The organism is Streptomyces sp. NPDC051738 (assembly GCF_044453205.1).
GTDB lineage: Bacteria > Actinomycetota > Actinomycetes > Streptomycetales > Streptomycetaceae > Streptomyces.
Map to the genome: position 1 here is coordinate 200764 of NZ_JBITCM010000004.1, position 26959 is coordinate 227722.

Annotated in this window: 26 protein-coding genes; 14 read left to right on the top strand and 12 right to left on the bottom strand. The window is 69.2% G+C overall.

Going from position 1 to position 26959, the window contains the following annotated elements:
- Positions 1–10 precede the first annotated feature (10 nt).
- On the bottom strand, positions 11–1417 hold the full coding sequence (locus ACIA8X_RS11565) for a family 2B encapsulin nanocompartment shell protein (protein ID WP_393448589.1): 1407 nt from the start codon (positions 1415–1417) through the stop codon (positions 11–13).
- Positions 1418–1720: 303 nt separating this feature from the next.
- Between ACIA8X_RS11565 and ACIA8X_RS11570 the strand changes: the two genes are divergently transcribed.
- Together ACIA8X_RS11570 and ACIA8X_RS11575 are read left to right on the top strand one after the other, a co-directional pair.
- Positions 1721–2311, top strand: a complete 591-nt coding sequence (locus ACIA8X_RS11570; RefSeq protein ID WP_393448586.1) for an N-acetylmuramoyl-L-alanine amidase — start codon at positions 1721–1723, stop codon at positions 2309–2311.
- Between the two features lie 73 nt (positions 2312–2384).
- A complete protein-coding gene (locus tag ACIA8X_RS11575) occupies positions 2385–3302 on the top strand; it encodes a 1-aminocyclopropane-1-carboxylate deaminase/D-cysteine desulfhydrase (protein WP_393448583.1) in 918 nt (305 codons plus the stop codon).
- 33 nt (positions 3303–3335) lie between these two features.
- On the opposite strand, the gene ACIA8X_RS11580 is transcribed toward ACIA8X_RS11575, so the two are convergent.
- Positions 3336–4931 (bottom strand): Na+/H+ antiporter, encoded by a 1596-nt coding sequence (locus ACIA8X_RS11580; protein ID WP_393448580.1) that lies wholly within the window; start codon positions 4929–4931, stop codon positions 3336–3338.
- 150 nt (positions 4932–5081) lie between these two features.
- Between ACIA8X_RS11580 and ACIA8X_RS11585 the strand changes: the two genes are divergently transcribed.
- The 3 genes from ACIA8X_RS11585 to ACIA8X_RS11595 all read left to right on the top strand — a co-directional run bounded on the left by ACIA8X_RS11585 (position 5082) and on the right by ACIA8X_RS11595 (position 7174).
- Positions 5082–5342, top strand: a complete 261-nt coding sequence (locus ACIA8X_RS11585; RefSeq protein WP_393448577.1) for a UBP-type zinc finger domain-containing protein — start codon at positions 5082–5084, stop codon at positions 5340–5342.
- A gap of 270 nt (positions 5343–5612) precedes the next feature.
- Positions 5613–6026, top strand: coding sequence for an anti-sigma regulatory factor (locus ACIA8X_RS11590; protein ID WP_004925829.1), 414 nt, complete (start codon positions 5613–5615; stop codon positions 6024–6026).
- Between the two features lie 17 nt (positions 6027–6043).
- On the top strand, positions 6044–7174 hold the full coding sequence (locus tag ACIA8X_RS11595; protein WP_393448574.1) for an RNA polymerase sigma factor SigF: 1131 nt from the start codon (positions 6044–6046) through the stop codon (positions 7172–7174).
- A gap of 43 nt (positions 7175–7217) precedes the next feature.
- On the opposite strand, the gene ACIA8X_RS11600 is transcribed toward ACIA8X_RS11595, so the two are convergent.
- Positions 7218–7667 (bottom strand): hypothetical protein, encoded by a 450-nt coding sequence (locus ACIA8X_RS11600; protein ID WP_393448571.1) that lies wholly within the window; start codon positions 7665–7667, stop codon positions 7218–7220.
- Between the two features lie 300 nt (positions 7668–7967).
- Between ACIA8X_RS11600 and ACIA8X_RS11605 the strand changes: the two genes are divergently transcribed.
- Together ACIA8X_RS11605 and ACIA8X_RS11610 are read left to right on the top strand one after the other, a co-directional pair.
- Entirely contained in the window at positions 7968–8936 is a 969-nt protein-coding gene (locus ACIA8X_RS11605) for a diacylglycerol/lipid kinase family protein (protein ID WP_393448568.1), read from the top strand.
- A 319-nt stretch (positions 8937–9255) separates the two neighbouring features.
- Entirely contained in the window at positions 9256–9513 is a 258-nt protein-coding gene (locus ACIA8X_RS11610) for a WhiB family transcriptional regulator (RefSeq protein ID WP_016639615.1), read from the top strand.
- A gap of 276 nt (positions 9514–9789) precedes the next feature.
- Here ACIA8X_RS11610 and ACIA8X_RS11615 read toward each other — a convergent pair whose 3' ends face one another.
- The gene (locus tag ACIA8X_RS11615; RefSeq protein WP_393448998.1) at positions 9790–11256 is read right to left on the bottom strand and encodes a sensor histidine kinase; all 1467 of its coding nucleotides are present in this window, start codon (positions 11254–11256) and stop codon (positions 9790–9792) included.
- 432 nt (positions 11257–11688) lie between these two features.
- Entirely contained in the window at positions 11689–12330 is a 642-nt protein-coding gene (locus tag ACIA8X_RS11620) for a TetR/AcrR family transcriptional regulator (protein WP_393448565.1), read from the bottom strand.
- Positions 12331–12427: 97 nt separating this feature from the next.
- On the opposite strand from ACIA8X_RS11620, the gene ACIA8X_RS11625 reads away from it, so the two are divergent.
- A complete protein-coding gene (locus ACIA8X_RS11625) occupies positions 12428–13180 on the top strand; it encodes an SDR family oxidoreductase (protein ID WP_393448563.1) in 753 nt (250 codons plus the stop codon).
- A 226-nt stretch (positions 13181–13406) separates the two neighbouring features.
- Here ACIA8X_RS11625 and ACIA8X_RS11630 read toward each other — a convergent pair whose 3' ends face one another.
- A complete protein-coding gene (locus tag ACIA8X_RS11630) occupies positions 13407–14495 on the bottom strand; it encodes an SIS domain-containing protein (protein ID WP_393448560.1) in 1089 nt (362 codons plus the stop codon).
- A gap of 473 nt (positions 14496–14968) precedes the next feature.
- Between ACIA8X_RS11630 and nagB the strand changes: the two genes are divergently transcribed.
- A complete protein-coding gene (gene nagB / locus ACIA8X_RS11635) occupies positions 14969–15754 on the top strand; it encodes a glucosamine-6-phosphate deaminase (protein WP_393448557.1) in 786 nt (261 codons plus the stop codon).
- Between the two features lie 103 nt (positions 15755–15857).
- On the opposite strand, the gene ACIA8X_RS11640 is transcribed toward nagB, so the two are convergent.
- From ACIA8X_RS11640 to ACIA8X_RS11665, 6 genes are all read right to left on the bottom strand, one after another.
- Positions 15858–16388, bottom strand: coding sequence for a hypothetical protein (locus tag ACIA8X_RS11640; protein ID WP_393448554.1), 531 nt, complete (start codon positions 16386–16388; stop codon positions 15858–15860).
- The gene (locus ACIA8X_RS11645; RefSeq protein WP_393448551.1) at positions 16385–16633 is read right to left on the bottom strand and encodes a helix-turn-helix transcriptional regulator; all 249 of its coding nucleotides are present in this window, start codon (positions 16631–16633) and stop codon (positions 16385–16387) included. Before ACIA8X_RS11645 ends, ACIA8X_RS11640 begins: the two co-directional genes overlap by 4 nt.
- Before the next feature lie 67 nt (positions 16634–16700).
- Positions 16701–18200, bottom strand: coding sequence for a glycoside hydrolase family 3 protein (locus ACIA8X_RS11650; protein ID WP_393448548.1), 1500 nt, complete (start codon positions 18198–18200; stop codon positions 16701–16703).
- A gap of 9 nt (positions 18201–18209) precedes the next feature.
- A complete protein-coding gene (locus ACIA8X_RS11655) occupies positions 18210–19040 on the bottom strand; it encodes a carbohydrate ABC transporter permease (RefSeq protein WP_393448545.1) in 831 nt (276 codons plus the stop codon).
- Entirely contained in the window at positions 19037–20023 is a 987-nt protein-coding gene (locus ACIA8X_RS11660; RefSeq protein ID WP_393448542.1) for a carbohydrate ABC transporter permease, read from the bottom strand. The genes ACIA8X_RS11655 and ACIA8X_RS11660 overlap by 4 nt, the downstream gene beginning before the upstream one ends.
- Positions 20024–20142: 119 nt before the next feature.
- Complete coding sequence (locus ACIA8X_RS11665; protein WP_393448539.1) at positions 20143–21420, bottom strand: extracellular solute-binding protein; 1278 nt, start codon at positions 21418–21420, stop codon at positions 20143–20145.
- 306 nt (positions 21421–21726) lie between these two features.
- Here ACIA8X_RS11665 and ACIA8X_RS11670 point away from each other — a divergent pair, with 306 nt between their 5' ends.
- The 5 genes from ACIA8X_RS11670 (at position 21727) to mctP (ending at position 26949) form a co-directional block, all read left to right on the top strand.
- Entirely contained in the window at positions 21727–22491 is a 765-nt protein-coding gene (locus ACIA8X_RS11670) for a GntR family transcriptional regulator (protein WP_393448536.1), read from the top strand.
- A gap of 107 nt (positions 22492–22598) precedes the next feature.
- Positions 22599–24755 (top strand): carbon starvation CstA family protein, encoded by a 2157-nt coding sequence (locus tag ACIA8X_RS11675; protein ID WP_393448533.1) that lies wholly within the window; start codon positions 22599–22601, stop codon positions 24753–24755.
- 1 nt (position 24756) lies between these two features.
- Positions 24757–24924, top strand: a complete 168-nt coding sequence (locus tag ACIA8X_RS11680; RefSeq protein WP_256333360.1) for a YbdD/YjiX family protein — start codon at positions 24757–24759, stop codon at positions 24922–24924.
- A gap of 139 nt (positions 24925–25063) precedes the next feature.
- Positions 25064–25330: a DUF3311 domain-containing protein gene (locus tag ACIA8X_RS11685; protein ID WP_393448530.1), complete on the top strand. Its 267-nt coding sequence runs from the start codon at positions 25064–25066 to the stop codon at positions 25328–25330.
- Positions 25327–26949: a monocarboxylate uptake permease MctP gene (gene mctP, locus ACIA8X_RS11690; protein WP_393448527.1), complete on the top strand. Its 1623-nt coding sequence runs from the start codon at positions 25327–25329 to the stop codon at positions 26947–26949. Before ACIA8X_RS11685 ends, mctP begins: the two co-directional genes overlap by 4 nt.
- The last annotated feature ends 10 nt before the right edge of the window (positions 26950–26959 follow it).

Below are 26959 nucleotides of genomic sequence, written 5' to 3' on the forward strand. Positions count from 1 at the left end.
TGCGGAAACGTCACCTCCAGCGCCCGATCTCGACGTTCTCCAGCACACCGAGGGCGTCCGGCACCAGGACCGCTGCCGAGTAGTAGGCGGTCACCAGGTACTTGATGATGGCCTGTTCGTTGATGCCCATGAACCGGCAGGACAGGCTCGGCTCGATCTCGTCCGGGATGCCCGCCTGCTGCAGCCCGATGACGCCCTGCTCCGCCTCGCCCGTACGCATGGCGATGATCGAGGTCGTACGGGCCTCGGTGACCGGGATCTTGTTGCACGGGTAGATCGGCACACCGCGCCAGGTGGGGATGCGGTTGCCGGCGACCTCGATGGTCTCGGGGACGAGTCCGCGCTTGTTCAGCTCGCGGCCGAACGCGGCGATCGCGCGCGGGTGGGCGAGGAGCAGCTTGGTGCCGCGGCGCCGGCTGAGCAGCTCGTCCAGGTCGTCGGGGCTGGGCACGCCGTCGTGCGGCTGGACCCGCTGGTCGTACTCGCAGTTGTTGAGAAGCCCGAACTCGCGGTTGTTGACGAGCTCGTGCTCCTGGCGCTCCTTCAGGGCCTCCACGGTCAGCCGGAGCTGCTGCTCGGTCTGGTTCATCGGCTGGTTGTAGAGGTCGGCCACGCGCGTGTGGATGCGCAGCACGGTCTGGGCGACGCTCAGTTCGTACTCACGGGGCCTGGCCTCGTAGTCGACGAAGGTGTGCGGGATGTCGGGCTCGCCGCTGTGGCCGGCGGCGAGGTCGATCTCCTTCTCGCCGTACTTGTTGGTGCGCTGCTCGGGGATCGCCCGCAGCTGCTCGATGTGCTCACGCAGGGAGTCGGCTCGCTCAGCGACCTGCTCGACGTCCTGGCGGGGCAGCACCAGCACGGTGCAGGCGGTGACCGCCCGGACCGTGTACTCCCAGATGGCGTCGGAGTCGAGCAGCGCCTGCTCACCGAGGTAGGCGCCGTCCGCGAGGACGCCCAGGGACTCGTCCTCCCCGTAGGGGCCGGTGCCGAGCTTCTCCACCCTGCCGTGCGCCAGCAGGTACACCTCGTCGGTCCGGCTGCCGAACGAGGCGATCAGGGCCCCCGCGGCGAACTCGCGCTGCTGGCAGCGCTGGGCGAGCTCCGACAGCACGTCCTCGTCCTCGTACGACCGCAGCGCCGGGAGTTCGGACAGCTCGGCGGGGATGACCTCCACACGATCGCCGGTCTTCACGAACGTGATGCGTCCGTCCCCGACGGCGTAGGTCAGACGCCGGTTCACGCGGTACGTGCCGCCCTGCACGTTCACCCACGGCAGCATGCGGAGCAGCCAGCGGGAGCTGATCTCCTGCATCTGGGGTGCGGACTTGGTCGTGGTGGCCAGGTTCCGCGCGGCCGCAGTGCCGAGACTCTGCTGCGGCGTGCCCTGCTCCGTGCGGACCTCTTCGCCTACCGACATAAGGAATTGCCCTCCAGGTCATGCCCCGGCGCCGATCTGGCGCCGCGCATCGCGATCTGCATGCACGAGCCTTCCATCACGGAGTGCGTCTGTGCTATTACCCGAAAGAGCGGGAATGGATCATCGATTCACTGGGCAAATAGGGGCCGCTTGTCCACTCCCACCGCTCCAGCCGACCCTTCACTTGGCCGAAACAGCTCGCACACCGTGCGATTCGAGGAGTCCCGTCCGGCCGATGTCGGTAAAGCACGGATACGGGGCGGCTGCGTAAGGCGGCCGACGCACACTGCGAAGGAGGCGGTCATGGCCACACCCATGTCCGCGAGCAGATTCCTGGAGAGACTCCAAGCCGAGGGCGCCAAGGTCGTCGAGGTCGGCGACTGGGAGCACCACAACCGCAACCACGTGGGCCCTTGGGGCCCTGTCCACGGTGTGATGATCCATCACACCGTGACCAAGGGCAGCGCGCACACGGTGGCGCTGTGCCGCGACGGCTACGAGGGATTGCCGGGGCCGCTGTGCCACGGCGTGATCACCAAGGACGGACGGGTCCACCTGGTCGGCTACGGCCGCGCCAACCATGCCGGCCTCGGCGACGACGACGTCCTGCGCGCGGTCATCGCGGAGACCGCTCTGCCGCCGGACAACGAGGCGAACACGGACGGCAATCGGCACTTCTACGGCTTCGAGTGCGAGAACCTGGGGGACGGCCAGGACCCTTGGCCGGAGCCGCAGTTGGACGCGATCGAACGGGTCTCGGCGGCGATCTGCCGACATCACGGCTGGACGGAGCGGTCGGTGATCGGGCATCTGGAGTGGCAGCCGGGGAAGGTGGATCCGCGGGGGTTCACCATGGCCTGGATGCGGGAGCGGATTCGGGAGCGGTTGCAGTAGGGCGGCTTCTGCGGGATGCCCGGCGTACCCCGACGGCACCGCGGCCCCCGTGCCTCCGGGCGACAATGTGCATGTGACCAGCCCCGACCCCGTGCCCGACCTGACCGCCGCCCTCCGGCCCCGGCTCCCCTCCCCGTTGCAGGAGGCGGCCGACGAGCGGTTCGGCAGTCGTGGGGTCCGGCTGTTCCTCAAGCGCGACGACTTGATCCACCCTGAACTCATCGGCAACAAGTGGCGCAAGCTCGCGCCGAATCTGGCTGCTGCGGCGGGGCGCACCGTGGTCACCTTCGGCGGGGCCTACTCCAATCACCTGCGCGCCACCGCCTCTGCCGGGCGCCTCCTCGGGCTGTCCACGGTGGGTGTGGTGCGCGGCCAGGAGTTGGGCGATCGACCGCTCAACGCTTCGCTGGCGCGGTGTGTGGCCGACGGTATGCGGCTGCATTTCATCGACAGGTCGACGTATCGGCGTAAGGCCGAGCCGGAGACGTTGGCCGGCATTCTGCGCGGTATCGGCGCCGAGGGCGCGTACGTCGTCCCCGAAGGCGGCAGCAACGACCTTGCCGTACGAGGGTGCCAGGCGCTCGGTGCGGAGTTGCGCGGGTCGGCCGATGTGGTCGCGGTCGCCTGCGGTACGGGCGGGACGTTGGCGGGGCTCGCTGCCGGGCTCGATCCCGGTCAGCGGGCCTTGGGCGTGCCCGTCCTCAAGGGGGGCTTCCTGGGTGCGGACGTGCGGGAGCTGCAGGGCTCGGCGTTCGGAGGTCCTCGGGGTGACTGGTGGCTGGACGAGCGGTTCCACTTCGGGGGGTACGGCCGTACGACCCCTGCGCTGGAGTCCTTTGCCGCGGACTTCGAGGAGCGGCACGGGGTGGCCGTCGAGCGTCTCTATGTCGCCAAGTTGCTGTATGGGCTTGTCGCCCTTGCCGAGGAGGGCGCCTTCCCGAGCGGGACGGTGATCGCGGCGGTCGTCACGGGCTCTCCTTTCAGTGAGTGACCGGGCCTGGTGACCAGGCCCGGTGACCAGGCCTCACTGGGCCTCCCGATAGGCCGCCGCCTCCTCCAGGTCCAGCCGTCGCAGCAGCGTCCGCAGCATCTCGTCGTCGATATAGCGACCGTCCCGCAGCCGCACGAACACCGTGCGCTCGGCGCCGATCACCTCGCGGGACAGGCGGCGGTAGGTGTCGTCGACGGACTCTCCAGTGATGGGGTTGGCCTGGCCCAGGCGTTCCCAGACGGAGTTGCGGCGGCGTTCCAGGACCGCTCGCAGACGGTCGGCGAGGGGGTCGGGGAGGGCGTTGCGTTCGTCGGAGAGGAGTTCTTCGAGGCGTCGTTCGGCCGCGCGGGAGGCCTGCGCCTGGGCGTTGGCCTCGGCCAGGGTCTCGGCCTGGAGGTCGCGGGCGGGGAGCTTCAGGACGCGGATCAGCGGGGGCAGCGTCACGCCCTGGACGACCAGCGTGCCGATGACCGTCGTGAAGGTCAGGAAGAGGATGAGGTTGCGCTCGGGGAACGGCTCACCGCCGTGCACCGTGAGCGGGATCGAGAAGGCGATCGCCAGTGAGACCACGCCCCGCATGCCGGCCCAGGAGATGACGAACGGCCCCTTCCAGGTCAGGGGCCCCTCGCGCTCGCGGATCCGGGCCGACAGCATGGGCGGCAGGAAGGTCGCCGGGTAGACCCATACGAAGCGCGAGACGACGACCACCGCGAAGACGGCGATCGCGTACCAGGCGGCGCGGCCGCCCTCGTACTCGCCAAGGCCCTTGAGCACCACCGGCAACTGCAGTCCGATCAGCGCGAACACCGCCGACTCCAGCACGAACGCGACCATCCGCCACACCGCCTCCTCCTGGAGCCGGGTGGCGAAGTCGACCTCCCACGCGCGGTGTCCCAGGAACAGCGCGACGACCACGACCGCCAGCACACCGGAGGCATGCACCTGCTCGGCGGCGGCGTAGGCGACGAACGGGATCAGCAGGGAGAGCGTGTTCTGCAGCAGCGCCTCCTTGAGGTGCGTGCGCAGCCAGTGGATCGGCACCATCAGCACCAGCCCGACGACAACGCCGCCGACCGCGGCGAGCAGGAACTCGCCGATGCCGCCGACCCAGGTGGCGCCCTCGCCGACGGCGGCCGCCAGGGCGACCCGGTAGGCGGTGATCGCGGTGGCGTCGTTCACCAGGGACTCGCCCTGCAGGATCGTGGTGACCCGGGACGGCAGACCCACCCGGCGCGCGACCGCCGTCGCCGCGACCGCGTCCGGGGGCGCGACGACCGCGCCCAGCACCAGCGCCGCGGTCAGGGGCAGGCCCGGGACGACGAGATACGCGATCCAGCCGACCGCGAAGGTCGCGAAGAGGACGTAGCCGACCGACAGCAGCATCACGGGCCTCAGCTGCGCCCGAAGATCGAGGTACGAGCTGTCCGTCGCCGCGCTGTGCAGCAGCGGGGGCAGCACGAGGGGCAGGACGATGTGCGGGTCGAGGGTGTAGTCGGGCACGCCCGGCACGTAGGAGACAGCAAGTCCTGCGGCGACCAGCAGCAGCGGCGCCGGCACGGGCGTCCGCCGCGCCGCCGCGGCCACGACCGCGCTCCCCGCCACCAGCAACAGCAGCGGCATCACATCCATACGCCTCGCCCACCCATCACCGCTCGCCCGAATCCGCGCCGCCCAACCGGCGACCCGTTCATGGTCTTCGCCCGCCGTAGTTCATCGTCACCGAGGCCCGCCCTCGATTTTCCGCGCCCTCGCGCGCGTGGCCGTCGTAACCTGGCAATCATGAAACAGTGCACGCACGCCGACACGCTGCCGCACCCGGAACCCGATCCGCTCAGCGAGACGTGTCCCGAGTGTCTGGCGGAGGGCTGGCACCCGGTGCAACTGCGGTTGTGCCTCGTCTGCGGTCACGTCGGCTGCTGCGACTCCTCGCCGGGACGGCACGCCACGGATCACCACAAGCAGTCCGGGCACCCGGTCATGCGGACGTTCGAGCCCGGCGAGGCCTGGCGCTGGTGCTTCATCGACCACGTATTGGTGTGACGGGGACGTACGCTGGACGACTGAGGATCCGGACGGTTCGACCGTCTGACGCCTGGGTACGTCAAACCGGCGCGCGCTCTTCCCAATTGGGCCCGCAGACCCCCTAGCCACGGAGCGTATCCGTGTGTTTACTATGAGTGACAGCAAGGGGTTGGGGTCCTGGGGACAGGAATGTTAAGGGCGCGATAGCGTCACCGCTGAACCACACATCGCGTTACCCCGGGGGGCAACCCTCGGCCCCGAGAAGCTTGTACCACCTTGGAGGTGAGGGTGTCCCAGATCGCAGGCGAGCCCGCGACCCAGGACTTCGTGGAAGTCCGGCTGCCGGCTGCGGGTGCCTACCTGTCGGTGCTGCGTACGGCGACTGCCGGTCTCGCGGCCCGTTTGGACTTCACCCTCGACGAGATCGAGGACCTGCGCATCGCGGTCGACGAGGCCTGCGCGATCCTGCTCCAGCAGGCCGTGCCCGGCTCGGTGCTCAGCTGCGTCTTCCGACTCGTCGACGACTCGCTCGAGGTCACCGTCTCGGCCCCGACCACGGACGGCCACGCCCCCTCCAGGGACACCTTCGCCTGGACCGTCCTGTCCGCCCTGGCGGGCAAGGTCTCCTCCGCCGTGGACGAGGACAAAACCGTTTCGATCAGCCTCTACAAACAGCGCGGCGCGGGACCCGGGCCGGCGTGAGGAACGGGGACGGGCCGGTGCGGGACGAAGAGCGCGGCACACGGGAGCTGCCGGAAAGCACTCCCCCCTGCTCGGACGGAGCCGAGAGCCTGGGGGCGGGCCCGAGCGGCCCGAGCGGATCCCGACGCATGGTCGACGGCATCGACGGCATCCCCGAGCAGGCCCGGCCGCACCCGGAGGACGACTCCGTGGAGGCAGGCCTCCTGGTCGACGGACGAGATGACGAAGGTGCCGCGCAGGGCGCGCCTCTGGGCGGGCGAATCGGGGTCTCCCCTGCCCGAGTAGTGGCGAGGGCTCGGGAGAGGGCGACGGGCAGGACGATGAGCGAGCACGAGCGAAACGCCGAGGACGGGGCGATGGGCGCCCACAGCGCGCAGGCCACACAGCACGGCCCTCAGGACCGCAGCGGGGCGCGCGCCCTGTTCATCGAGCTGCGCAAGCTGAAGGACGGCAGCCCGGAGTACGCGGAGCTGCGCAACAAGCTGGTCCGTATGCACCTGCCGCTCGTCGAGCACCTCGCGCGCCGCTTCCGCAACCGCGGCGAGCCGCTCGACGACCTCACCCAGGTCGCCACCATCGGCCTGATCAAGTCGGTCGACCGGTTCGACCCGGAGCGCGGCGTCGAATTCTCGACGTACGCGACCCCGACGGTCGTCGGCGAGATCAAGCGGCACTTCCGCGACAAGGGCTGGGCGGTACGGGTACCGCGGCGCCTCCAGGAGCTGCGCCTCGCCCTGACGACGGCCACCGCCGAGCTGTCCCAGCAGCACGGGCGCTCCCCCACCGTCCATGAACTCGCCGAGAAACTGGCGATCTCGGAGGAGGAGGTCCTTGAGGGCCTGGAGTCCGCCAACGCGTACTCCACGCTGTCCCTGGACGTCCCCGACACTGACGACGAGTCCCCCGCGGTCGCCGACACCCTCGGCGCGGAGGACGAGGCGTTGGAGGGCGTCGAGTACCGCGAGTCCCTGAAGCCGCTGCTCGAAGACCTCCCGCCGCGCGAGAAGCGGATCCTGCTGCTGCGCTTCTTCGGCAATATGACCCAGTCGCAGATCGCGCAGGAGGTCGGCATCTCCCAGATGCACGTCTCCCGGCTGCTGGCCCGCACGCTGGCTCAGCTTCGGGAGAAGCTACTGGTGGAGGAGTGACGGCCTCCTGAGAACCGATCATTCGATCGTTCTCAGGAACCGCTCACTGCTTCTGATCCGGTGCGCTGCCGGGCCCGCGGATCCCGAGGGCCTGGGTCGTCGCCGGGTTGACCAGGAACACCAGCGTGGCGATCGCGACCGCTGCAATCACGATCCCCGCCGGGATGGCGATGCTGTCGGCCTGCAGCAGGCTGTAGGCCACAGGCAGCGCCAGGATCTGCGTGATGACGGACGGACCCCGACTCCAGCTGCGCTGAGCGAACAGCCCCCGAGCGGCGAGCAACGGCAACAGGGCGAGCGCGACCAGCGTCACCCCGAGCGTGACGGCCTGCTGCCGATCATCCGGATCCCCGGCAAGCCCCAGCACGAGCACCCAGACACCCCCGACAGCGAGCCCCACCCCTTCCAGCGCGGTGAGCACCGCGGCATACGTCAGCCGCCGCGGACGCGGACCGGGGGTTTCAGGGATGGTGGGGGTCTGCTCCTTGGTCACCCCTGAAGGGTAGCCCCAGGCAACATCGCGTTCGTTGAGCGAGGGCACCTTCTCGGCGCCGGCCAGCAATGTCAGCCCGTCCGGCGTTTGAGGACGAGGCCTCTCAGGGCCGAAGCGGGGGTCTGGGGGCGGCAGCCCCCAGTAGGCCCCGCACCAACGCCGGGCACCCCCGAAAACCAGCCGCACCAAACCCACGGCCAAGCCGACGCAGTCCCCCCGTGTCGAGACTCACGCCCGATCTCTTACTAGATCCCAACCTCGACCTGTGCCCGGTACCCCCCAGTAGGTACGCTGCCAGTCATGCGTGCACTTCTCGTGGTCAATCCGGCAGCAACCACCACAAGCGCACGTACGCGCGATGTCCTGATCCATGCGCTCGCCAGCGAGATGAAACTCGAGGCGGTCACCACCGAGTACCGCGGCCACGCCCGCGACCTGGGCCGGCAGGCGGCCGAGAGCGACGATGTCGACCTGGTGGTCGCCCTCGGCGGCGACGGCACGGTGAACGAGGTCGTCAACGGACTGCTCCACAACGGCCCCGACCCGGACCACCTCCCCGGCCTCGCCGTGGTCCCCGGCGGTTCCACCAACGTCTTCGCACGCGCCCTCAACCTGCCGAACGACGCCGTGGAGGCGACCGGCGCCCTGCTCGACGCCCTGCGCGAGGGCAGCGAGCGCACGGTAGGCCTGGGGCTCGCCTCCGGCACGCCGGGCACGGAGGACGAGGCGGTACCGGGACGCTGGTTCACCTTCAACGCGGGGCTCGGCTTCGACGCCGGCGTGGTCGGACGCGTCGAGCAGCAGCGCGAGCGCGGCAGGAAATCCACACACGCTCTCTACGTCCGCCAGGCCCTGCGCCAGTTTTTCGGCGAGGCGCACCGCCGCCACGGGACGATCACTCTGGAGCGTCCGGACGCGGAGCCGGTGACCGATCTGGTCCTCTCCATAGTCTCGAACACGTCCCCGTGGACCTTCTTGGGCAATCACCCGATGTACGCGTCGCCTAAGGCCTCGTTCGATAAGGGCCTCGACGTACTCGGTCTCAGCCGTATGACGACCACCGCGGTTGCCCGATATGGCACCCAGTTGCTCACTTCGTCCCCCGAGCGCGGCCCCCATGGAAAGCACGCCGCCTCGTTGCACGACCTGGACCAGTTCACCTTGCATTCGAAGGTCCCGTTGCCCCTTCAGATGGACGGCGACCACCTCGGGCTGCGTACGAGCGTGACGTTCACAGGCGTACGCCGTGCACTGCGTGTGATTGTGTGAGCGGAACGGGCGAAAGTCCTTTCACTCGAACGTTTAGGCCAGGATCCACCCCATGGAAGTACGGCTGTGACCTAGTCGACACCGAGGAATCAAAAAAAACTTTCCGGAAGGGGTTGTATCCGTCGCTGAGGTTTGCGAGTCTCTACGTGGCGATCGGGACGGCCCGCAACACCAGCCTCCACTGATCACCGGAACCCCTCTTCGAATCACAGGACCTCGCCAGGGAACCTGGCGGTCGGCCCTTCACTTGTTGAGGGATTCGTGAAAGCGTTCACATTCACAAGCAACTTGCACGTAATATCAAGGAGAGGTAGCAGCCATGGACTGGCGTCACAACGCCGTTTGCCGCGAGGAAGACCCCGAGCTCTTCTTCCCTATCGGCAACACCGGTCCTGCGCTGCTGCAGATCGAGGAAGCCAAGGCCGTCTGCCGCCGCTGCCCCGTCATGGAGCAGTGCCTGCAGTGGGCGCTTGAGTCCGGCCAGGACTCCGGCGTCTGGGGTGGTCTCAGCGAGGACGAGCGCCGCGCCATGAAGCGCCGCGCCGCCCGCAACCGGGCCCGTCAGGCCTCCGCCTGACAACACCCGCCCCGCAAGCCTGAGCTTGGCGGCGCGTACAGCGAGTACGCATCTCCCGCCCCCGAGCCGCAGCGCGCAGTACCCCCGATGCGCAGCGAATGCTGGCAACGAGCATGTTGAGCCCCAGCCCCCTGAACGGGCTGGGGCTCTTTGCTGTCCAGGGACTTTCAGGCTGTTCAGGGACCTTGAGCAGCAGCGCCGGTGCGAGGCTCCTCGTGAACAAGCGTCATCGAGGCGTCCTGGCACGGCAGTTGGTCTCGATGCCCTCGCCCGCGCCTACTTGTGGGCCCGCACCGGGATGTCGAGGATCACCCGAGTCCCCCGCTCCGGCGCCGGGACCATGTCGAACGTGCCGCCCAACTCGCCTTCCACCAGGGTCCGTACGATCTGCAGACCGAGGTTGCCCGCGGTGTGCGGGTCGAAGCCCTCGGGGAGGCCCACGCCGTCGTCCTGGACCGTGACCAGGAGGCGGGACTGCTTCGTCGTATCGCCACGGACCGCCGCGACCTCGACCGTGCCGGTCTCGCCCTCACGGAAGCCGTGCTCCAGGGCGTTCTGGAGGATCTCGGTCAGGACCATCGACAGCGGGGTGGCCACCTCGGCGTCCAGGATGCCGAAGCGGCCGGTGCGCCGGCCGTGGACCTTGCCGGGCGAGATCTCGGCGACCATCGCCAGCACCCGGTCGGCGATCTCGTCGAACTCGACGCGCTCGTCGAGGTTCTGGGAGAGGGTCTCGTGCACGATCGCGATCGAGCCGACGCGCCGTACCGCCTCTTCGAGGGCTTCGCGGCCTCGGTCGGATTCGATGCGCCGGGCCTGGAGGCGGAGCAGGGCGGCCACGGTCTGGAGGTTGTTCTTCACCCGGTGGTGGATCTCCCGGATGGTCGCGTCCTTCGTGATCAACTCGCGCTCGCGGCGGCGCAGTTCGGTGACGTCCCGGAGGAGGACCAGCGAACCGATGCGGGTGCCCTTGGGGCTGAGGGGGATCGCGCGGAACTGGATGACCCCGTCGCCCGACTCGATCTCGAAGTTGCGGGGCGCCCAGCCGCTGGCGACCTTGGCGAGCGCCTCGTCGACCGGGCCGTGGGTCGGGGCGAGTTCGGCGGTGGTCTTGCCCAGGTGGTGGCCGAGGAGGTCGGCGGCGAGACCGAGGCGGTGGTAGGCGGACAGCGCGTTCGGGGAGGCGTACTGGACGAGGCCGTCGGCGTCGAGGCGGATCAGGCCGTCGCCGACGCGCGGCGAGGCGTCCATGTCGACCTGCTGGCCCGCGAACGGGAACGAGCCGGCCGCGATCATCTGCGCGAGATCCGAGGCGCTTTGGAGGTACGTCAGCTCCAGGCGGCTCGGGGTGCGGACGGTCAGCAGGTTGGTGTTGCGCGCGATGACACCCAGGACGCGCCCTTCCCGCCGTACCGGAATCGACTCGACGCGGACCGGCACCTCCTCGCGCCACTCGGGGTCGCCCTCCCGCACGATGCGGCCCTCGTCGAGCGCGGCGTCCAGCATCGGGCGACGGCCGCGCGGGACGAGGTGGCCGACCATGTCGTCCTGGTACGAGGTCGGGCCGGTGTTGGGCCGCATCTGCGCCACGGAGACATAGCGGGTGCCGTCGCTGGTGGGGACCCACAGCACGAGGTCGGCGAAGGAGAGGTCGGAGAGCAGCTGCCACTCCGAGACCAGCAGGTGGAGCCACTCGAGGTCGGAGTCGCCGAGGGCCGTGTGCTGGCGTACGAGTTCGTTCATGGAGGGCACGTGGCGAGCGTACCTGGCGGTACGGACATGGCTGGAAACCAGCCACCGCGGAGGGGATCCAGCGCGCCAAACGGCCTGGAAAACACCCGCGGGCCGCGGCGCCTGAGAGGGACCCTCAACCCTCCCGGCACCGCAGCCCGGAGCAACATCGGCCGTGGGGTGTGCGGTCCCGGTCGGCCGAAGGATGAGGATCCGGGGCAGTCAGGGCAGAGAGCTCCGGTTCCTCGTCCGCCTTCCTGTGCGGGGAAGACGGAAGTCGGTGCGTTCTTCTCCTACGCACTCCTTCGCCATTGTGGACTAGACCACTCTCGTGTGTCCATGCGTTGGAGCCTGTTTGCTGTTGACGCTTCTTCGAGGGCTCCGACCAGTCGAACAACCGGTAGGACGCCCTGGTATCCACCACGCAGCCTAACCCGTGTGGGTTCATGTGCGGGGCCAGTTGGCCATGGCAATTTCCGCGAGCGCCTCCAGTTCCTCCCGGCTCGCCCCGTCGCGCGCCTGTTGTGACATGCCCTGGATCATCGCGCCGGTGTGCCGGGCGAGGACGGCCGCGTCGGTGCCGGGCGGGAGGGCGCCGGTGGCGATGTCGGCCTCGATACGGCTGCGGATGGCGGCGATGTTGGCGTTGCGCCGTCCCCGCAGGGACTCCTCGACTTCCGGTGTCGAGCAGTTGGTCGCCGCGTGGACGACGAGGCAGCCGTGCGGATGGGCCGGATCGGTGTACTCCACGGCGGCCTCGCGCAGTATCCGCGCCACGGCGTCGCGGGCGGTGGACTCCTCGGCGAGGGCACGATCACTGAAGGAGCCGTACCGCACGCCGTACTCGCGGACGACCTCCTCGAAGAGGGACTGCTTGTCACCGAAGGCGGCGTACAGACTCGGGGCGCCGATGTCCATGACGCGGGTGAGATCGGAGACGGAGGTCGCCTCATAGCCGCACTCCCAGAAGGCGAGGATCGCCTTCTCCAGGGCGGTCTCACGGTCGAAGGAGCGGGGACGGCCACGGGATTTGGACGCCGGACGGGCCTTCACCCTGGTCTCCTCGGTCTCCTTGCTGCTCACCATGGGGTGCATTTTATAGCGGACGCTAGACAAATGTCGGCGGTGTGATCTACGGTCATTTCTGTAGCGACCACTAGAGAATTGCGAAGGGGGCGCCGGCATGGGTGCGCTTACGGGCAGGACTGCTCTGGTCACGGGGGCGAGCAGGGGGATCGGGCGGGGAATCGCCGAGCGGCTGGGGCGCGACGGCGCGCGGGTCGGCGTGCACTACGGCAGGAACGAGACGGCGGCGAAGGAGACGGTCGCCGCGATCGAGGCGGCGGGCGGCTCGGCGTTCGCGATCGGCGTCGAGCTGGGGCGGCCGGGGGACGCGCAGGCGTTGTGGGAGGAGTTCGACCGGCACGCGGAGGGGGTGGATGTGCTGGTCAACAACGCGGGGATCGGCACGTCGTCGGCCCTTGGGCAGATCGACGAGGAGGAGTACGACAAGGTCTTCGCGGTGAACGTGAAGGCGCCCCACTTCATCGTCAAGCGCGGCCTCGGCCGACTGCGCGACGGCGGGCGGGTCATCAACATCTCCTCGGGGCTGGCGCGCACCGCGGCGATGCCGGACCTGATGGCGTACTCCATGACCAAGGGGGCGCTCGACGTCTTCACACGCGACCTGTCCAAGGTGCTGGGCCCTCGCGGAATCACGGTGAACTCGGTGGCGCCGGGGATCATCGACACGGACAACACCGCCGAGCTCCTGCACGGCACCGAGGGCGGGTGGGCCCAGGCCGAGGCGATATCGGCACTTGGCCGGGTGGGGGTGCCGGCCGATGTGGCGGATGTGGTGGCGTTCCTGGCGTCGGATACGGGGCGGTGGGTGACGGGGAGCTGGGTGGACGCGACGGGCGGCTCGCTGACGTAGCGACCTGACCCGTCTCGGACGCCGGCCTGGGGACAGCACCCTGGGGGACGCCGGTCCGGGGGCACCACCCCGGGGACGCTGGCCCAGGGAAACCACCCCGGTGCGCCGGCCCGGGGAACACCACCCCCGGTGACGCCGGCCCGGGGAACACCACCCTCGGGAGACCGCCCTGGGGACCGTCCCCTCGTGACGGCGCCCTCTGGACACCGCCTCCGGACACGCAGGGTCAGCGCGTCTCCGTCACCTTGGCCAGCGCTCGCGGCGCGTCCGGGTCCTGGCCCCGGGCGATGGTGACCTCGTAGGCCAGGAGCTGGAGCGGGAGGATCTCCAGGACCGGCTGAACCTCCTCGGCCACGCTCTCGGTGGGCAGGACGAATCCGGCCGAGGCCTGTTCGACCTGGTGCCGGGGACCGATGACGACCAGGTCGGCGCCGCGGCCACGGAGTCGGTCGAGGACCGGCTGCAGGGCCTCGCCGCCCTTGCCGTCGGTGACGACCGCGATGACCGGGGAGACGTTGTCGACCATGGCGAGCGGGCCGTGCAGGAGGTCGGCGCCCGAGTAGGCGAGCGCCGGGATGTAGCTGGTCTCCATCAGCTTGAGGGCGGCTTCCTTGGCCGTGGGGTAGCCGTAGCCGCGGGACGTGATCACCATGCGCTCGGCGAAGCGGTAACGGGCGGCGAGGGCGCGGACCTCGTCCTGCCGGGCGAGCAGCTTCCCGGCGAGGTCCGGGAGTACCTGGGCGGGGGCACCGTCGCCGCCGCGCAGACCCTCTACGAAGAGGTACAGGGCGAGAAGGGAGGCCGTATAGGTCTTGGTCGCGGGGAGGGCCCGCTCGGGTCCGGCCATGATGTCGAGGTGGTACTCGGAGACGCCGGCCAGCGGGGAGTCGGGGTTGTTGGTCACCGCGAGCGTGATCGCGCCGGCCTGGCGGGCGGCCCGGGTCGAGGCCACCAGGTCCGGGGAACCGCCGGACTGGCTGACGGTGATGACGAGGACGTCGGTGAGGTCGGGGCGGGCGCCGTAGGCGGTGGTGGTCGACATCGAGGTCAGGCCGCAGGGCAGGCCGAGGCGGATCTCCAGGAGGTACTTGGCGTAGAGCGCGGCGTTGTCGGAGGTGCCGCGGGCGGTGAGCAGGACGAAGCGGGGTGCGCGGGCGGCGATCTCCTGGGCGACCTTGCGGATGGCGGGGGCGCCCTCGGAGAGGATCCGGCGCAGCACGGTGGGCTGTTCGGCCATCTCGCGGGCCATGATCCGGCCGGGTACGTCGTTGTGGGGGGCGTGCGGGTCGGGAGGGTAGGGGGTCGTGGTGGTCATGGGGCCCTTCCTGCTCTCGCGGTGGTCGTGTGGGGCATTCGCGTTCGTCGCGCTAGGCGTTCGCGCCGGTCGTGCCGGGCCTTCGCGTTGGTAGCGCCAGGCCTCCGCGTTGGTCGTGCCGGGTTCTCGCGCCGGTCGTGTCGGACTCTCGCGTTCCTTGAGCCGGACTCTCGCGCTCGGCGTTCCCGGCACGGTGGGCACCGGTGGGCGCAGCGCACCGGCGGAGCGCGTCGGTCGCTTCGGTCGCTTCGGTCGCTTCGGTCGCTTCGGTCGCTTCGGTCGCTTCGGTCGCTTCGGATGGACAGTCTCCATTCCACTCCCCCACGGGGAATGACGCCTGCCCGACGGTCTCCGGAAATGTCCACAGGGCTTGAGTTCACCTGGGCCCGGGAGCCCCGCTCTGTTAGATTGGTCTAAACCACATGCCCGTTCAGGGTGCCCTTCGAGTCCCTCTTCAGATCGGCAGGCCCAGCGTGGAAGTTGTCATCGTTCCGGACGCCAAGGCGGGTGGCGAGCTGATAGCCGAGGCCATGGCCCAGCTGCTCGGGCGCAAGCCCGGCGCCCTGCTCGGCGTGGCCACCGGGTCGACGCCGCTGCCCATCTACGCGGCGCTCGCGGCAAAGGGGCGGGCCGGTGCCGTGGACACCTCGCGGGCGCGGATCGCTCAGCTCGACGAGTATGTGGGGCTGCCCGCCGAGCATCCGGAGTCGTACCGCTCGGTGCTGCGGCGCGAGGTGCTGGAGCCGCTCGGGATCGGGATGGACGCGTTCATGGGGCCGGACGGTACGGCCGAGGACGTGCAGGGGGCGTGCGAGGCGTATGACGCGGCGCTGGCCGAGGCCGGCGGCGTTGATCTGCAGCTGCTCGGGATCGGGACCGACGGGCACATCGGGTTCAACGAGCCGTGTTCGTCGCTGGCTTCACGGACGCGGATCAAGACGCTGACCGAGCAGACCCGGATAGACAACGCGCGGTTCTTCGACGGGGACATCGAGCAGGTCCCGCACCACGTCATCACTCAGGGGATCGGCACGATCCTGGAAGCGCGGCATCTGGTGTTGCTGGCCACCGGTGAGGGCAAGGCGGACGCGGTGGCCGCGACCGTAGAGGGGCCGATCTCGGCCGTCTGCCCGGCCTCGGCGCTGCAACTGCACCCGCACGCCACGGTCGTCGTCGACGAGGCCGCCGCGTCGAAGCTGAAGCTGGCCGACTACTTCCGGCACACCTACGCCAACAAGCCGGAGTGGCAGGGGATCTAGGGCGCCCGGACGCCGGCGACACAATCGGGCGATTCATGCGGCGGCGGGCGCGCGACGGAGCCCGCCGCGCGCCCGCCGGACATGAGCCGGTTCCTCGCCCGTCCTACAGGGTGGCCGCCTCGTCCTCGGCAGGCTCGTCCTGGGCGGTCAGGCCGGCCACCCACAAGGGCGTCAGCCAGTGGACCACGAGGACGGCGGCGAGGACGGGTACCGCGTAGGTGCGGAGGGCGCCGCCGTCGGCCGCGCCCGCGATCACCATGCCCACCACGACCCCGGCCAGCAGACAGGTCATCAGCCGGTGGGCTCGGGCCAGCACGCGGCTGCGTTCGGCCAGCTGCCGCTCGTCCAGGGCGCGTTCACGTAGTTCCAGCAGGCCTCGGGTCGCGCTGTTGATCACCCCTGTCGCCACCATCCAGGGCAGCAGGAGCACCACCACGACGACGGCGGCCCAGGTCGGTTCCGCCCGTGCAAGGCAGAAGTACCCGACCAGCGCCACGATGGCCGCGGTGAGGACGACATGCGCGGCGACAGCCGCCCGCCGACGTGCGGCCGTGGCATGCATCGGCCACCCTCGGCGGTCGTTCATCAACCGCAGCATGCTTCGGTCGTAGCGCGTCATCCGCGTGGTCGTCATGACTGGTTCCTCCCGTAGACCTCGTCCGTGAGCGGCCGGAACGGTTCGAGGGAGAACAGTGCCTCGACCGGCAGATCGAAGAACTTCGCGATCTTCAACGCCAGGTCGAGGCTCGGGTTGTACTGCCCCCGCTCGATGTAGCCGATGGTCTGGTAGTGGGCTCCCACTGCCTCGGCCAGGCTCTGGCGCGACACCTTTCGTTCGGCACGCACCATCGCCAACCTGTTGTGCACCTGCTCGCTCATGTATAAGAAGTACTACATTTGGAGGGAGGCCTGCAACCAGCACACGTCGAGTGACGCGCCGGTGGCCTCACGCCCCGGCGATGGCCTCCGCTGCCGCCCGCCCGCATACGCGCGCCGCTCCGTACGTGGCGATGTGCAGGGCGCCGCGGGGATCCGCCTGCGGGACGCCCATCTCGACCACGACCGTGTCCGGGCGGGACCGCAGCAGGGTGTCGAGCGCCGCCGCCATCCAGGGGTGGCGGTGTTCGTCGCGGACGACGGCCACGATGCGGCGGCCCGCCGCTGCCTCCAGAGCCGACCGCCCCGCCTCCTCCCCCGCGAAACTTCCCGTCTCGGTGCCGGGGAGCAGGTGGGCCAGTTCGGCGGCGACGCCCCAGGGGGTCTCGTCGCCGACCGCGATGTTCGCGACCGGGGTGAAGGCGGCGACATACGGCGGTTCGGTGAGGGGGGTGACGGCCCCCGTGGCTGCCGCTCCCTCCGCGCCGGTCAGCCTCAGGGCGCGGCGGGCGGCAACTAGGCCCACGTCCGGACGTGAGTCGCCCTCGGCCCGGGGAACGGTCGCCGTCCAGCGGGCCAGTTCGCGGACCCGTTCCGCCGCCTCCGCCAGCCTGGCCTCGGGGAGTTCGCCGGAGCGGACCGCCGTGACCAGGGCGTCCCGCAGGCGCCGTACCGTCTCGTCGTCCGCCAGCCCGCCGCCGACGCAGATCGCGTCCGCGCCGGCCGCGATGGCGAGGACGCTGCCGCGTTCGATGCCGTAGGTGGCGGCGATGGCCTGCATCTCCATGCCGTCGGTGACGATCAGGCCGGTGTAGCCGAGGTCGCCGCGCAGGAGGTCGGTCAGGACAGGGCGGGAGAGGGTCGCCGGGTGGTCGGCGTCCAGGGCGGGGACGAGGATGTGCGCGCTCATCACCGCCCGCGAGCCGGCGGCGATCGCCGCGCGGAACGGGGAGAGTTCGCGGTCGGCCAGGACCGAGGCGTCCGCGTCGATGCGGGGCATGGCGTGGTGGGAGTCGACCGCCGTGTCGCCGTGGCCCGGGAAGTGCTTGGTGCAGGCGGCCACGCCCGCCGACTGGAGGCCGGTGACATAGGCCGCGGTGTGCCGGGCGACCAGGGCGGGGTCGGCGCCGAAGGAACGTACGCCGATCACCGGGTTGGAGGCGTTGGAGTTCACGTCGGCGGACGGCGCCCAGTTGAGGTTCACCCCGCAGGCGGCCAGGCGGCGCCCGAGTTCGGCGGCCACCTCCCTCGTCAGCTCCACGTCGTCCACCGCGCCCAGGGCGTGGTTGCCGGGGAAGCTGGAGCCGGTGCGCACCTCCAGCCGCGTCACATCACCCCCCTCCTCGTCGATCGCGACCAGCACGTCGTCGCGCTCGGCACGCAACTGGGCCGTCAGCGCGGCCAGTTGTTCGGGCGAGGCGATGTTGCGGCCGAACAGGCCGACGGAGGCGAGGCCCTCGCCGAGCCGGCGCAGCAGCCAGTCGGGGGCGGTGGTGCCGGTGAAACCGGGCTGGAGAACGGTCAGGGCATCGCGCGTCAGAGTGTCGGTGCCGCTGGCGAATGTCGTCATCGGGTGGCGTTATCCCTTCACGGCGCCGGCCGTCAGACCGCTGACAGCCCTGCGTTGCAGGAAGACGAAGAGGATCAGGATCGGGATGGCGAAGAGGGAGGACGCCGCCATCGTCGCGCCCCAGTCGTTGCCGAAGGCGGTCTGGAAGCTGGACAGCCACAGTGGCAGGGTCTGCGCCTCGGCTTCCTTGTTCAGCACCAGGACCAGGGGGAATTCATTCCATGCGGTGATGAAGCCGAACAGCGAGGTGGACATCAGGCCCGGCGCCAGCAGCGGCAGGATGACCTTGCGGAACGCCTGGGCGCGGCTGCAGCCGTCGACCATCGCCGCCTCCTCCAGCTCCCTGGGGACCGCAGCGACGAAGCCGCGCAGGGTCAGGATCGTGAAGGGCAGGATCATCATCATGTAGAAGACCGTCAGCGGCACGAGGCTGTTCAGCATCGACGCGTCCCGGACGATCATGTACATCGCGATGATCATGACCTCCCAGGGAGCCATCTGGGCCATCATGAAGCCGATGACGAACCCGCGCCGTCCCCTGAACCGCATCCGGGCGAGCGCGAAGGAGCCCGCCAGCGCGATGACCAGGGCGAAGCCGACCGCGCAGAACGTGACGATCAGCGAGTTGGAGACGTACGTCCAGAAGTGGTCGACGCCGGTCGCCTTCTTGAAGTGCTCGAAGGTGATGTCGGTCGGGAACCAGACCGGGTTCTCCGAGATGATGTCGCCGGTCGGCTTGAAGGCCGTGGAGAACATCCAGTACACGGGGAAGACGAAGCCGATGAACAGGACGACGGCCGTGACATTGGGCCACAGGCGGCCGAAGAGCGAGCGCTTCACAGCTCGTCCTCCTCTTGCTTGAGCACGATCCGCAGGTAGTAGGCGGTGAGGCCGAGCAGGATCAGGATGGTCAGGACGGCGATCGCCGCGCCCATGCCGTAGTGCTGGTTGCCGACGCCCTCGATGTAGGCGTAGACGGGCAGGATCTCGGTGAGCCGGTCGGGGCCGCCGCCGTTGATGGTGAAGACCTGCACGAACGCCTTGAAGACCCAGATGATCTCCAGGAACGTCGTGGCGTAGAGGAAGGGGCGCAGGAACGGCAGCGTCACCGTGGTGAAGGACTTCCACGCGCCCGCGCCGTCCAGCGCCGCGGCCTCGTAGAGCTCGCCCGGGATGGTGGTCGTGGCGGCGTAGAGGTTGATCGCGACGAACGGGATCGACTGCCAGACGATCAGCACCGTGACCACGAAGAAGGTCGACATCTGGCTGCTGGTCCAGCTGTAGTCGGCCATCGAGTGCCAACCCAGTTTGTCCAGGACCCAGTTGACGACGCCGAAGCGCTGCGCGAACAGCCACTGGTAGACGGTGGTCGCGGCGACCACGGGCATCGCCCAGGCCAGCACGAGCCCGATCAGCAGCGTGACCCGCATCCGCTTGCCGAGGCGGGCCAGCAGCAGGCCGACCAGGGCGCCGAGGATCATGATCAGGACGACGTTGACCGCCGTGAACAGGATCGAGCGCAGGGTGACGCGCCAGAAGTCCTCGCCGGTGAGGACCTCCTTGTAGTTGTCGATGCCGTTCCACTCGGTGACGTGCTGGATCAGCTGCGCCATGTTGAGGTTCTGGAACGACAGCAGGACGTCCTTCACCAGCGGCCAGCCGAGCAGCAGCACGGTGGCCGCGCAGGCCGGCAGCAGCAGGAGGTACGGGGTGAGCGCGCCCGCGCGGGACGCGGCTCGCGGCCGCGGTCCGGCGGGCCCGCTCTCATCCCTCTTGGTCACGTCCACCGGGCCGGAGGGCGGCCGTTCGGTCTGCACGGTCATGCTCGCGATCTCTCTTCTCGACCTACGTACGTAGACCCGCGTGCGGTCGCCGGGGCGGGGGCGGGGGCGGCATGCGCATCCCCGCCCCGGCGCGAACACCGGCGCCTGACTGCTGCTGCTTACTGCTGCTGCGACAGGCGCTTGTTGAACTCGTCCTCGACCTGCTTGGCGGCCTCGGCCGGGGACTTACCGTTCAGCACGGCGGTCATGTACGTCTTGACCGGGTTGGGCGCGTTCTCCACGGCAGCCCACTCCGGGATCAGCGGCGTGGTGCCACCGCCCGCGGCGGCCGGCGCGGCGGCCTCGGCGACGACGTTGCCCTTCAGGTTGGTCTGGAGGGACTCCTTGTTCGGGATGACGCCGTTCTGCTTGGCGAGTTCGCCCTCGTACTGGTCGGACAGCGCGATCTTCAGGAACTCCTTGGCCAGCTCCTGCTTCGCGCTGCCCGCGGCGACCGCGAGGTTGGAGCCGCCGAGGAAGACGCCCTCGGGCTTGTCGGCCGTGGCACCCGGGATGGTGAAGTAGCCGATCTCCTTCTCGATCTTCTTGTTGGCGGCGATCGCCGTACCGGCTTCCCAGCCCATGCCGATGAAGGCACCGACGTTGCCCTTGGCGAAGACTTCGGCCTGCTGCGGGGTCGCCTCATCCTTGTCCTTGGGCGCCTCGGACAGCGCCTGGAACTTCTTGTACGTCTCCATGGCGGCGGCGACCTTGGGGTCGGCGAGGTTGGAGACGTACTTGTCGCCGTCCTTCTTCACCAGTTCGGCGCCCTCGCCGATGGTCAGGCCGACGAAGTGGTACCAGTTCTGGCCCGGCAGGTAGATCGGCTCGGCGTCGGTCTTCTCGCCGATCGTCTTCAGGTCGTCGTAGAACTCGTCGCGGGTCTTGGGGGTGTCCTTGATGCCCGCCTCGGCCCAGACCTTCTTGTTGTAGATGACGACGCGGTTGGCGAAGTACCACGGGGCGGCGTACTGCTTGCCGTCGAAGACGGAGGACGCGTTGAGGGACTCGGTCCAGTCGGCGCCGATCTCGGTCTTGAGGTCGGCGAGGTCGGCGAGGCCGCCGGTCTTGGCGTAGGCCGGGGTCTGGGTGTTGCCGATCTCGAAGACGTCCGGCGGGTTCTCCTCCGACAGGGCGGTGGTCAGCTTCTGCTGGATGCCGTTCCACTGCTGGATCTCGAACTTGACCTTGGCCTTCGTCTTCTTCTCGAAGGCGGCCTGGACGTCCTTCTGCCACTGGTCCGGAGAGGAGCCGTCCATCACCCACACGGTGAGCGTCTCGCCCGCGTAGCCGTCCGCTCCGGCCTTGTCCCCGCCGTCGCCGTTGTCGCCCCCACACGCGGCCAGGGAGATCATCATGCCCGCGACACCGATCGCGGATATCAGCTTGCGCTTCACGCCACCCTCCTCAGGGATGCCCACACCTCCCGCCCATGGGCCGGGACCTGGACCAATGGTGTAGACCAGTAGGGGGGAGCTTGGACCAGACCAGGAAGCGTGTCAAGGGTGGCCGAATAGCCCCTGACCAGCCGTTATGGGACCTACATATGCAGGAACCTTTAAGTAAGAAGCCAGCGAAATCACCGGCGCCGGAGTACTCTCGTCCGCTAGACCACTTGGCGCCGTGGACTAGACCAAAAGAGGCGGCAACGGTATACAGAAGGATCACGATGTGACCCGCATCCGGAGCCGGGAAGGCAGGCCATGAGTACCGACGTCAGCAGTGCGGAGAACGAGGGCGGAGCAGGCGTGCGGACCGCGCGCGTGCCCAAGTACTACCGCCTGAAGAAGCACCTGCTCGACATGACGGAGACACAGTCGCCCGGCACCCCGGTCCCGCCCGAGCGCACGCTGGCCGCCGAGTTCGACACCTCCCGCACGACCGTCCGCCAGGCCCTCCAGGAACTCGTCGTCGAGGGGCGCCTGGAGCGCATCCAGGGCAAGGGCACGTTCGTCGCCAAGCCGAAGGTGTCGCAGGCACTCCAGCTCACCTCCTACACCGAGGACATGCGGGCCCAGGGCCTGGAACCGACCTCGCAGCTCCTCGACATCGGCTACATCACCGCCGACGACCGCCTCGCCGACCTGCTCGACATCACGGCCGGCGGCCGGGTCCTGCGCATCGAGCGGCTGCGTATGGCGAACGGCGAGCCGATGGCCATCGAGACGACGCACCTGAGCGCGAAGCGCTTCCCGGCCCTGCGCAGGTCCCTCGTCAAGTACACCTCCCTCTACACCGCGCTCGCCGAGGTCTACGACGTCCATCTCGCCGAGGCCGAGGAGACCATCGAGACCTCCCTGGCCACCCCGCGCGAGGCCGGCCTCCTCGGCACCGACGTGGGCCTGCCGATGCTGATGCTGTCCCGGCACTCGCTGGACCGGGAGGGGCAGCCGGTGGAGTGGGTGCGGTCGGTGTACCGGGGGGACCGGTACAAGTTCGTGGCGCGGCTCAAGCGGCCGCAGGATTGAGCCAGTTCGGGAAGGTGAAGGGACAACAACTCCCGCACGCGGTGTAGCGCCTGTCCCCAACCTGCTCTACGTTCCTCCCGTCGCCGCATGGACGGGAGGACCACCCGGTGCGTACCGCGAATCCCCGAACCATCGTCATCTGGACCCTGGTCGCGCTGGTCGCCACCGCCGGCTGGACCGTGCTCGCGCTGTCCCGCGGTGAGGAGGTCTCCGCCGCCTGGATGGTCGCCGCCGCCCTCGGCTCGTACGCCATCGCCTACCGCTTCTACGCCAAGTTCATCGCGTACAAGGTCCTGAAAGTCGACCGGACCAGGGCCACCCCGGCCGAACGCCTCAACAACGGCATCGACTTCCACCCCACCGACCGCCGAGTCCTCCTGGGCCACCACTTCGCGGCGATAGCCGGCGCCGGCCCCCTCGTGGGCCCCGTGCTGGCCGCGCAGATGGGCTATCTGCCCGGCACGATCTGGATCATCGCCGGCGTCATCTTCGCGGGCGCGGTCCAGGACATGGTGGTGCTGTTCTTCTCCACCCGCCGCGACGGACGCTCACTCGGCCAGATGGCACGCGAGGAGATCGGCCCCTTCGGCGGCGCGGCCGCACTGGTCGCCACCTTCGTCATCATGATCATCCTGCTCGGCGTGCTGGCCCTGGTGATCGTCAACGCGCTCGCGCAGTCCCCGTGGGGCACCTTCTCCATCGCGATGACGATCCCGATCGCCCTGCTGATGGGCTTCTACCTACGGGTGCTGCGCCCCGGCCGGGTCGCCGAGGTCTCGCTGATCGGCGTGGCGCTGCTGCTGTTCGCCCTGGTCGCGGGCCGCTGGGTGGCCGAGTCGTCATGGGCCGACACCTTCACACTCGCGCCCTCGACGCTGGTCGTCTGGATGGTGGCGTACGGCTTCATCGCGTCGATCCTTCCGGTGTGGATGCTGCTGGCGCCGCGCGACTATCTCTCGACCTTCATGAAGATCGGCACGATCTTCCTGCTCGCCCTCGGCGTCGTCATCGCCCTGCCGACGCTGAAGATGGACGCGGTGACGGAGTTCGCCTCGCGCGGCGACGGGCCTGTCTTCGCGGGCTCGCTCTTCCCCTTCGTCTTCATCACCATCGCCTGCGGCGCCCTGTCCGGCTTCCACGCGCTCATCTCGTCCGGTACGACGCCGAAGATGATCCAGAAGGAGACGCAGGTCCGGATGATCGGCTACGGCTCCATGCTGATGGAGTCGTCGGTCGCCGTGATGGCGCTGGTGGCGGCGAGCATCATCGACCCGGGCCTGTACTTCGCGATGAACGCGCCCGCCGGGGTCATCGGCGACACCGTGCAGAACGCCTCGCAGGTCGTGGGGAGTTGGGGCTACCAGATCTCCCCCGAGGCGCTCGCGCGGGCGGCGGAGAACGTCGAGGAGGCGTCCCTGCTCTCCCGCACCGGCGGCGCTCCCACCCTCGCGATCGGTGTCTCGGAGATCTTCTCGCAGGTCACCGGCGACGGCCTGCGCGCCTTCTGGTACCACTTCGCGATCATGTTCGAGGCGCTGTTCATCCTGACCGCGCTGGACGCCGGCACGCGCGTGGGCCGGTTCATGCTCCAGGACATGCTGGGCAACGTCCACCGGCCCTTCAGGAACATCAGCTGGAAGCCCGGCCTGGTCATCACCAGCGCGATCGTGTGCGGCCTGTGGGGCTACTTCCTGTGGGTGGGCGTCCACGAGCCCCTCGGCGGCATCAACCAGCTCTTCCCGATCTTCGGCATCTCGAACCAGCTGCTCGCGGCGGTCGCCCTCGCCGTCTGCACGACCCTGCTGGTGAAGTCGGGGCGGCTCAAGTGGGCCTGGATCACCGGGGTTCCGCTGGTCTGGGACGCTACGGTGACGCTCACCGCCAGCTGGCAGAAGGTGTTCTCCAGCGACCCGAAGGTCGGCTTCTTCAAGCAGCGTCAGGTCTTCCAGGACGCCATCGACCGCGGCGAGGTCCTGCCGCCCGCCAAGTCCATGGACGACATGCACACCGTGGTCACCAACTCCACGGTGGACGGCGTCCTCACGGCGTTCCTCGCGCTCCTGATCGTCGTCGTGGTCGTCGACGCCACCCGGGTCTGCGTCCGGCACGTCCGCCGCCCGGCGCTGTCCACGCTCAGCGAGGCGCCGTACGTCGAGTCGAAGATCACCGCGCCGGCGGGGCTGTTCCCGACCAAGGAGGAGAAGGAGGAGGAACGCCTTGCGGTCGCTTCGGCGAGCAGTGAGTCTCCGGCGGGCACTCAGTAGCGTGCGCTGGTATGTGCGGGAGCTGACCGACGAGTCGGCATACGACCGCTATGTCGCCCACGTACGGCATGGGCACCCGGACGCGAAGGTGCCCTCGCGGCGCGACTTCGAGCGGATGCGGACGGACCGTCAGGAGGCCGACCCGCGCCAGGGGTTCCGCTGCTGCTGAGCTGCGGACCCGGGCACTGTTGCCCTACACACCAATCCTCCACATCCGATATGCGGACAGGGTCTTCCGCTGTCGTTGCACCGTCACCTACATTGCCTGCGCGTTTCACAGGTGATCAGCGAGGGGACGGAGCCGTCAGATGTCAGATGCGCCAGAAGTGAACAGAGAGCCGGTGGTGACGCCTGTGCGGGTCGTCATCGCGCTCTGTCTCGTCGCGCCCTTCGTGGCGATGCTGTGGGTCGGTTCGTACGCCAAGACCGACCCGGCGTTCGCCGGCATCCCGTTCTTCTACTGGTACCAGATGCTGTGGGTCCTGCTCTCCACGGTGCTGACGATGGTCGCGTACAAGCTGTGGCAGCGTGACCAGCGCGCCCGCGGCGCACAGAAGGGCGGTGCGTCGCAGTGAAGGACGGCGTGAACGGCGTCGCGCTCGGCGTCTTCATCTTCTTCTTCCTGGCCGTCACGGTCATGGGCTTCCTGGCCGCGCGCTGGCGCAAGGCCGAGAACGAGCACAGCCTCGACGAATGGGGCCTGGGCGGCCGGTCGTTCGGCACCTGGGTCACCTGGTTCCTGCTCGGCGGCGACCTGTACACGGCGTACACCTTCGTCGCCGTACCCGCGGCGATCTACGCGGCGGGCGCGGCCGGCTTCTTCGCGGTGCCGTACACGATCCTCGTCTACCCCCTGATCTTCACGTTCCTGCCCCGCCTGTGGTCGGTCTCCCACAAGCACGGCTATGTGACGACCTCGGACTTCGTGCGCGGCCGCTTCGGCTCGAAGGGGCTGTCGCTGGCGGTGGCCGTCACCGGCATCCTGGCGACGATGCCGTACATCGCGCTCCAGCTCGTCGGCATCCAGGCCGTGCTGGACGTGATGGGCGTCGGCGGCGGCGAGGACACGAACTGGTTCATCAAGGACCTGCCGCTGCTGATCGCCTTCGGCGTGCTGGCGGCGTACACCTATTCGTCCGGCCTCCGGGCCCCCGCGCTGATCGCGTTCGTGAAGGACACGCTGATCTACATCGTCATCGCGGTGGCGATCATCTACATCCCGATCAAGCTCGGCGGCTTCGACGAGATCTTCGCCAAGGCGGGCGAGGCGTACAGCCAGACCAACCCGGCGACGGGCGCGCCACGCGGATCGCTGGTGCCGGCCGAGGCGGGGCAGTGGACGTACGCCACGCTGGCGCTGGGCTCCGCGCTCGCGCTCTTCATGTACCCGCACTCGATCACCGCGACGCTGTCCTCGCGCAGCCGTGAGGTGATCCGCCGCAACACCACGATCCTGCCGCTGTACTCCCTGATGCTGGGCCTGCTGGCGCTGCTGGGCTTCATGGCCATCGCGGCCGGCATCAAGGTGCAGAACGGCCAGCTGGCGATCCCGCAGTTGTTCGAGACGATGTTCCCGGACTGGTTCGCGGGCGTGGCCTTCGCGGCGATCGGCATCGGCGCGCTGGTGCCGGCGGCGATCATGTCGATCGCGGCTGCGAATCTCTTCACCCGCAACATCTACAAGGACTTCATCAAGCCGGACGCGACGCCCGCACAGGAGACCAAGGTCTCCAAGCTCGTCTCCCTGCTGGTGAAGGTGGGCGCCCTGGCCTTCGTCCTCACGATGGACAAGACGGTCGCGATCAACTTCCAGCTCCTGGGCGGCATCTGGATCCTGCAGACCTTCCCGGCCCTGGTCGGCGGCCTGTTCACCCGCTGGTTCCACCGGTGGGCCCTGCTGGCCGGCTGGGCGGTCGGCATGATCTACGGCACGGTCGCCGCGTACGGCGTCGCCTCCCCGACCCAGAAGCACTTCGGCGGCTCGGCGAAGGAGATCCCGGGCATCGGCGAGATCGGCTACATCGGCCTCACCGCGTTCGTCCTGAACGTGGTCGTGACGGTCGTCCTCACCTTCGTCCTGAAGGCGGCGAAGGCCCCCGAGGGCATCGACGAGACGAGGCCGGAGGACTACACGGCGGATGCGGGAGATCCGGGAGTGAAGACGGAGCTCTCCAAGGTGGGCGCCGGTCACTGACGCGCCCGTC

Bases quoted from the DNA above. Each gene is read 5' to 3' on its own strand.
- ACIA8X_RS11660 (WP_393448542.1), bottom strand. From the start codon at position 20,023: ATGACCGTGCAGACCGAACGGCCGCCCTCCGGCCCGGTGGACGTGACC.
- ACIA8X_RS11615 (WP_393448998.1), bottom strand. From the start codon at position 11,256: ATGAACGAACTCGTACGCCAGCACACGGCCCTCGGCGACTCCGACCTC.
- ACIA8X_RS11570 (WP_393448586.1), top strand. From the start codon at position 1,721: ATGGCCACACCCATGTCCGCGAGCAGATTCCTGGAGAGACTCCAAGCC.
- ACIA8X_RS11645 (WP_393448551.1), bottom strand. From the start codon at position 16,633: ATGAGCGAGCAGGTGCACAACAGGTTGGCGATGGTGCGTGCCGAACGA.
- ACIA8X_RS11610 (WP_016639615.1), top strand. From the start codon at position 9,256: ATGGACTGGCGTCACAACGCCGTTTGCCGCGAGGAAGACCCCGAGCTC.
- ACIA8X_RS11650 (WP_393448548.1), bottom strand. From the start codon at position 18,200: ATGACGACATTCGCCAGCGGCACCGACACTCTGACGCGCGATGCCCTG.
- ACIA8X_RS11670 (WP_393448536.1), top strand. From the start codon at position 21,727: ATGAGTACCGACGTCAGCAGTGCGGAGAACGAGGGCGGAGCAGGCGTG.
- ACIA8X_RS11605 (WP_393448568.1), top strand. From the start codon at position 7,968: ATGCGTGCACTTCTCGTGGTCAATCCGGCAGCAACCACCACAAGCGCA.
- ACIA8X_RS11630 (WP_393448560.1), bottom strand. From the start codon at position 14,495: ATGACCACCACGACCCCCTACCCTCCCGACCCGCACGCCCCCCACAAC.
- ACIA8X_RS11640 (WP_393448554.1), bottom strand. From the start codon at position 16,388: ATGACGACCACGCGGATGACGCGCTACGACCGAAGCATGCTGCGGTTG.
- ACIA8X_RS11625 (WP_393448563.1), top strand. From the start codon at position 12,428: ATGGGTGCGCTTACGGGCAGGACTGCTCTGGTCACGGGGGCGAGCAGG.
- ACIA8X_RS11585 (WP_393448577.1), top strand. From the start codon at position 5,082: ATGAAACAGTGCACGCACGCCGACACGCTGCCGCACCCGGAACCCGAT.
- ACIA8X_RS11580 (WP_393448580.1), bottom strand. From the start codon at position 4,931: ATGGATGTGATGCCGCTGCTGTTGCTGGTGGCGGGGAGCGCGGTCGTG.
- ACIA8X_RS11685 (WP_393448530.1), top strand. From the start codon at position 25,064: ATGTCAGATGCGCCAGAAGTGAACAGAGAGCCGGTGGTGACGCCTGTG.
- ACIA8X_RS11565 (WP_393448589.1), bottom strand. From the start codon at position 1,417: ATGTCGGTAGGCGAAGAGGTCCGCACGGAGCAGGGCACGCCGCAGCAG.
- ACIA8X_RS11620 (WP_393448565.1), bottom strand. From the start codon at position 12,330: ATGGTGAGCAGCAAGGAGACCGAGGAGACCAGGGTGAAGGCCCGTCCG.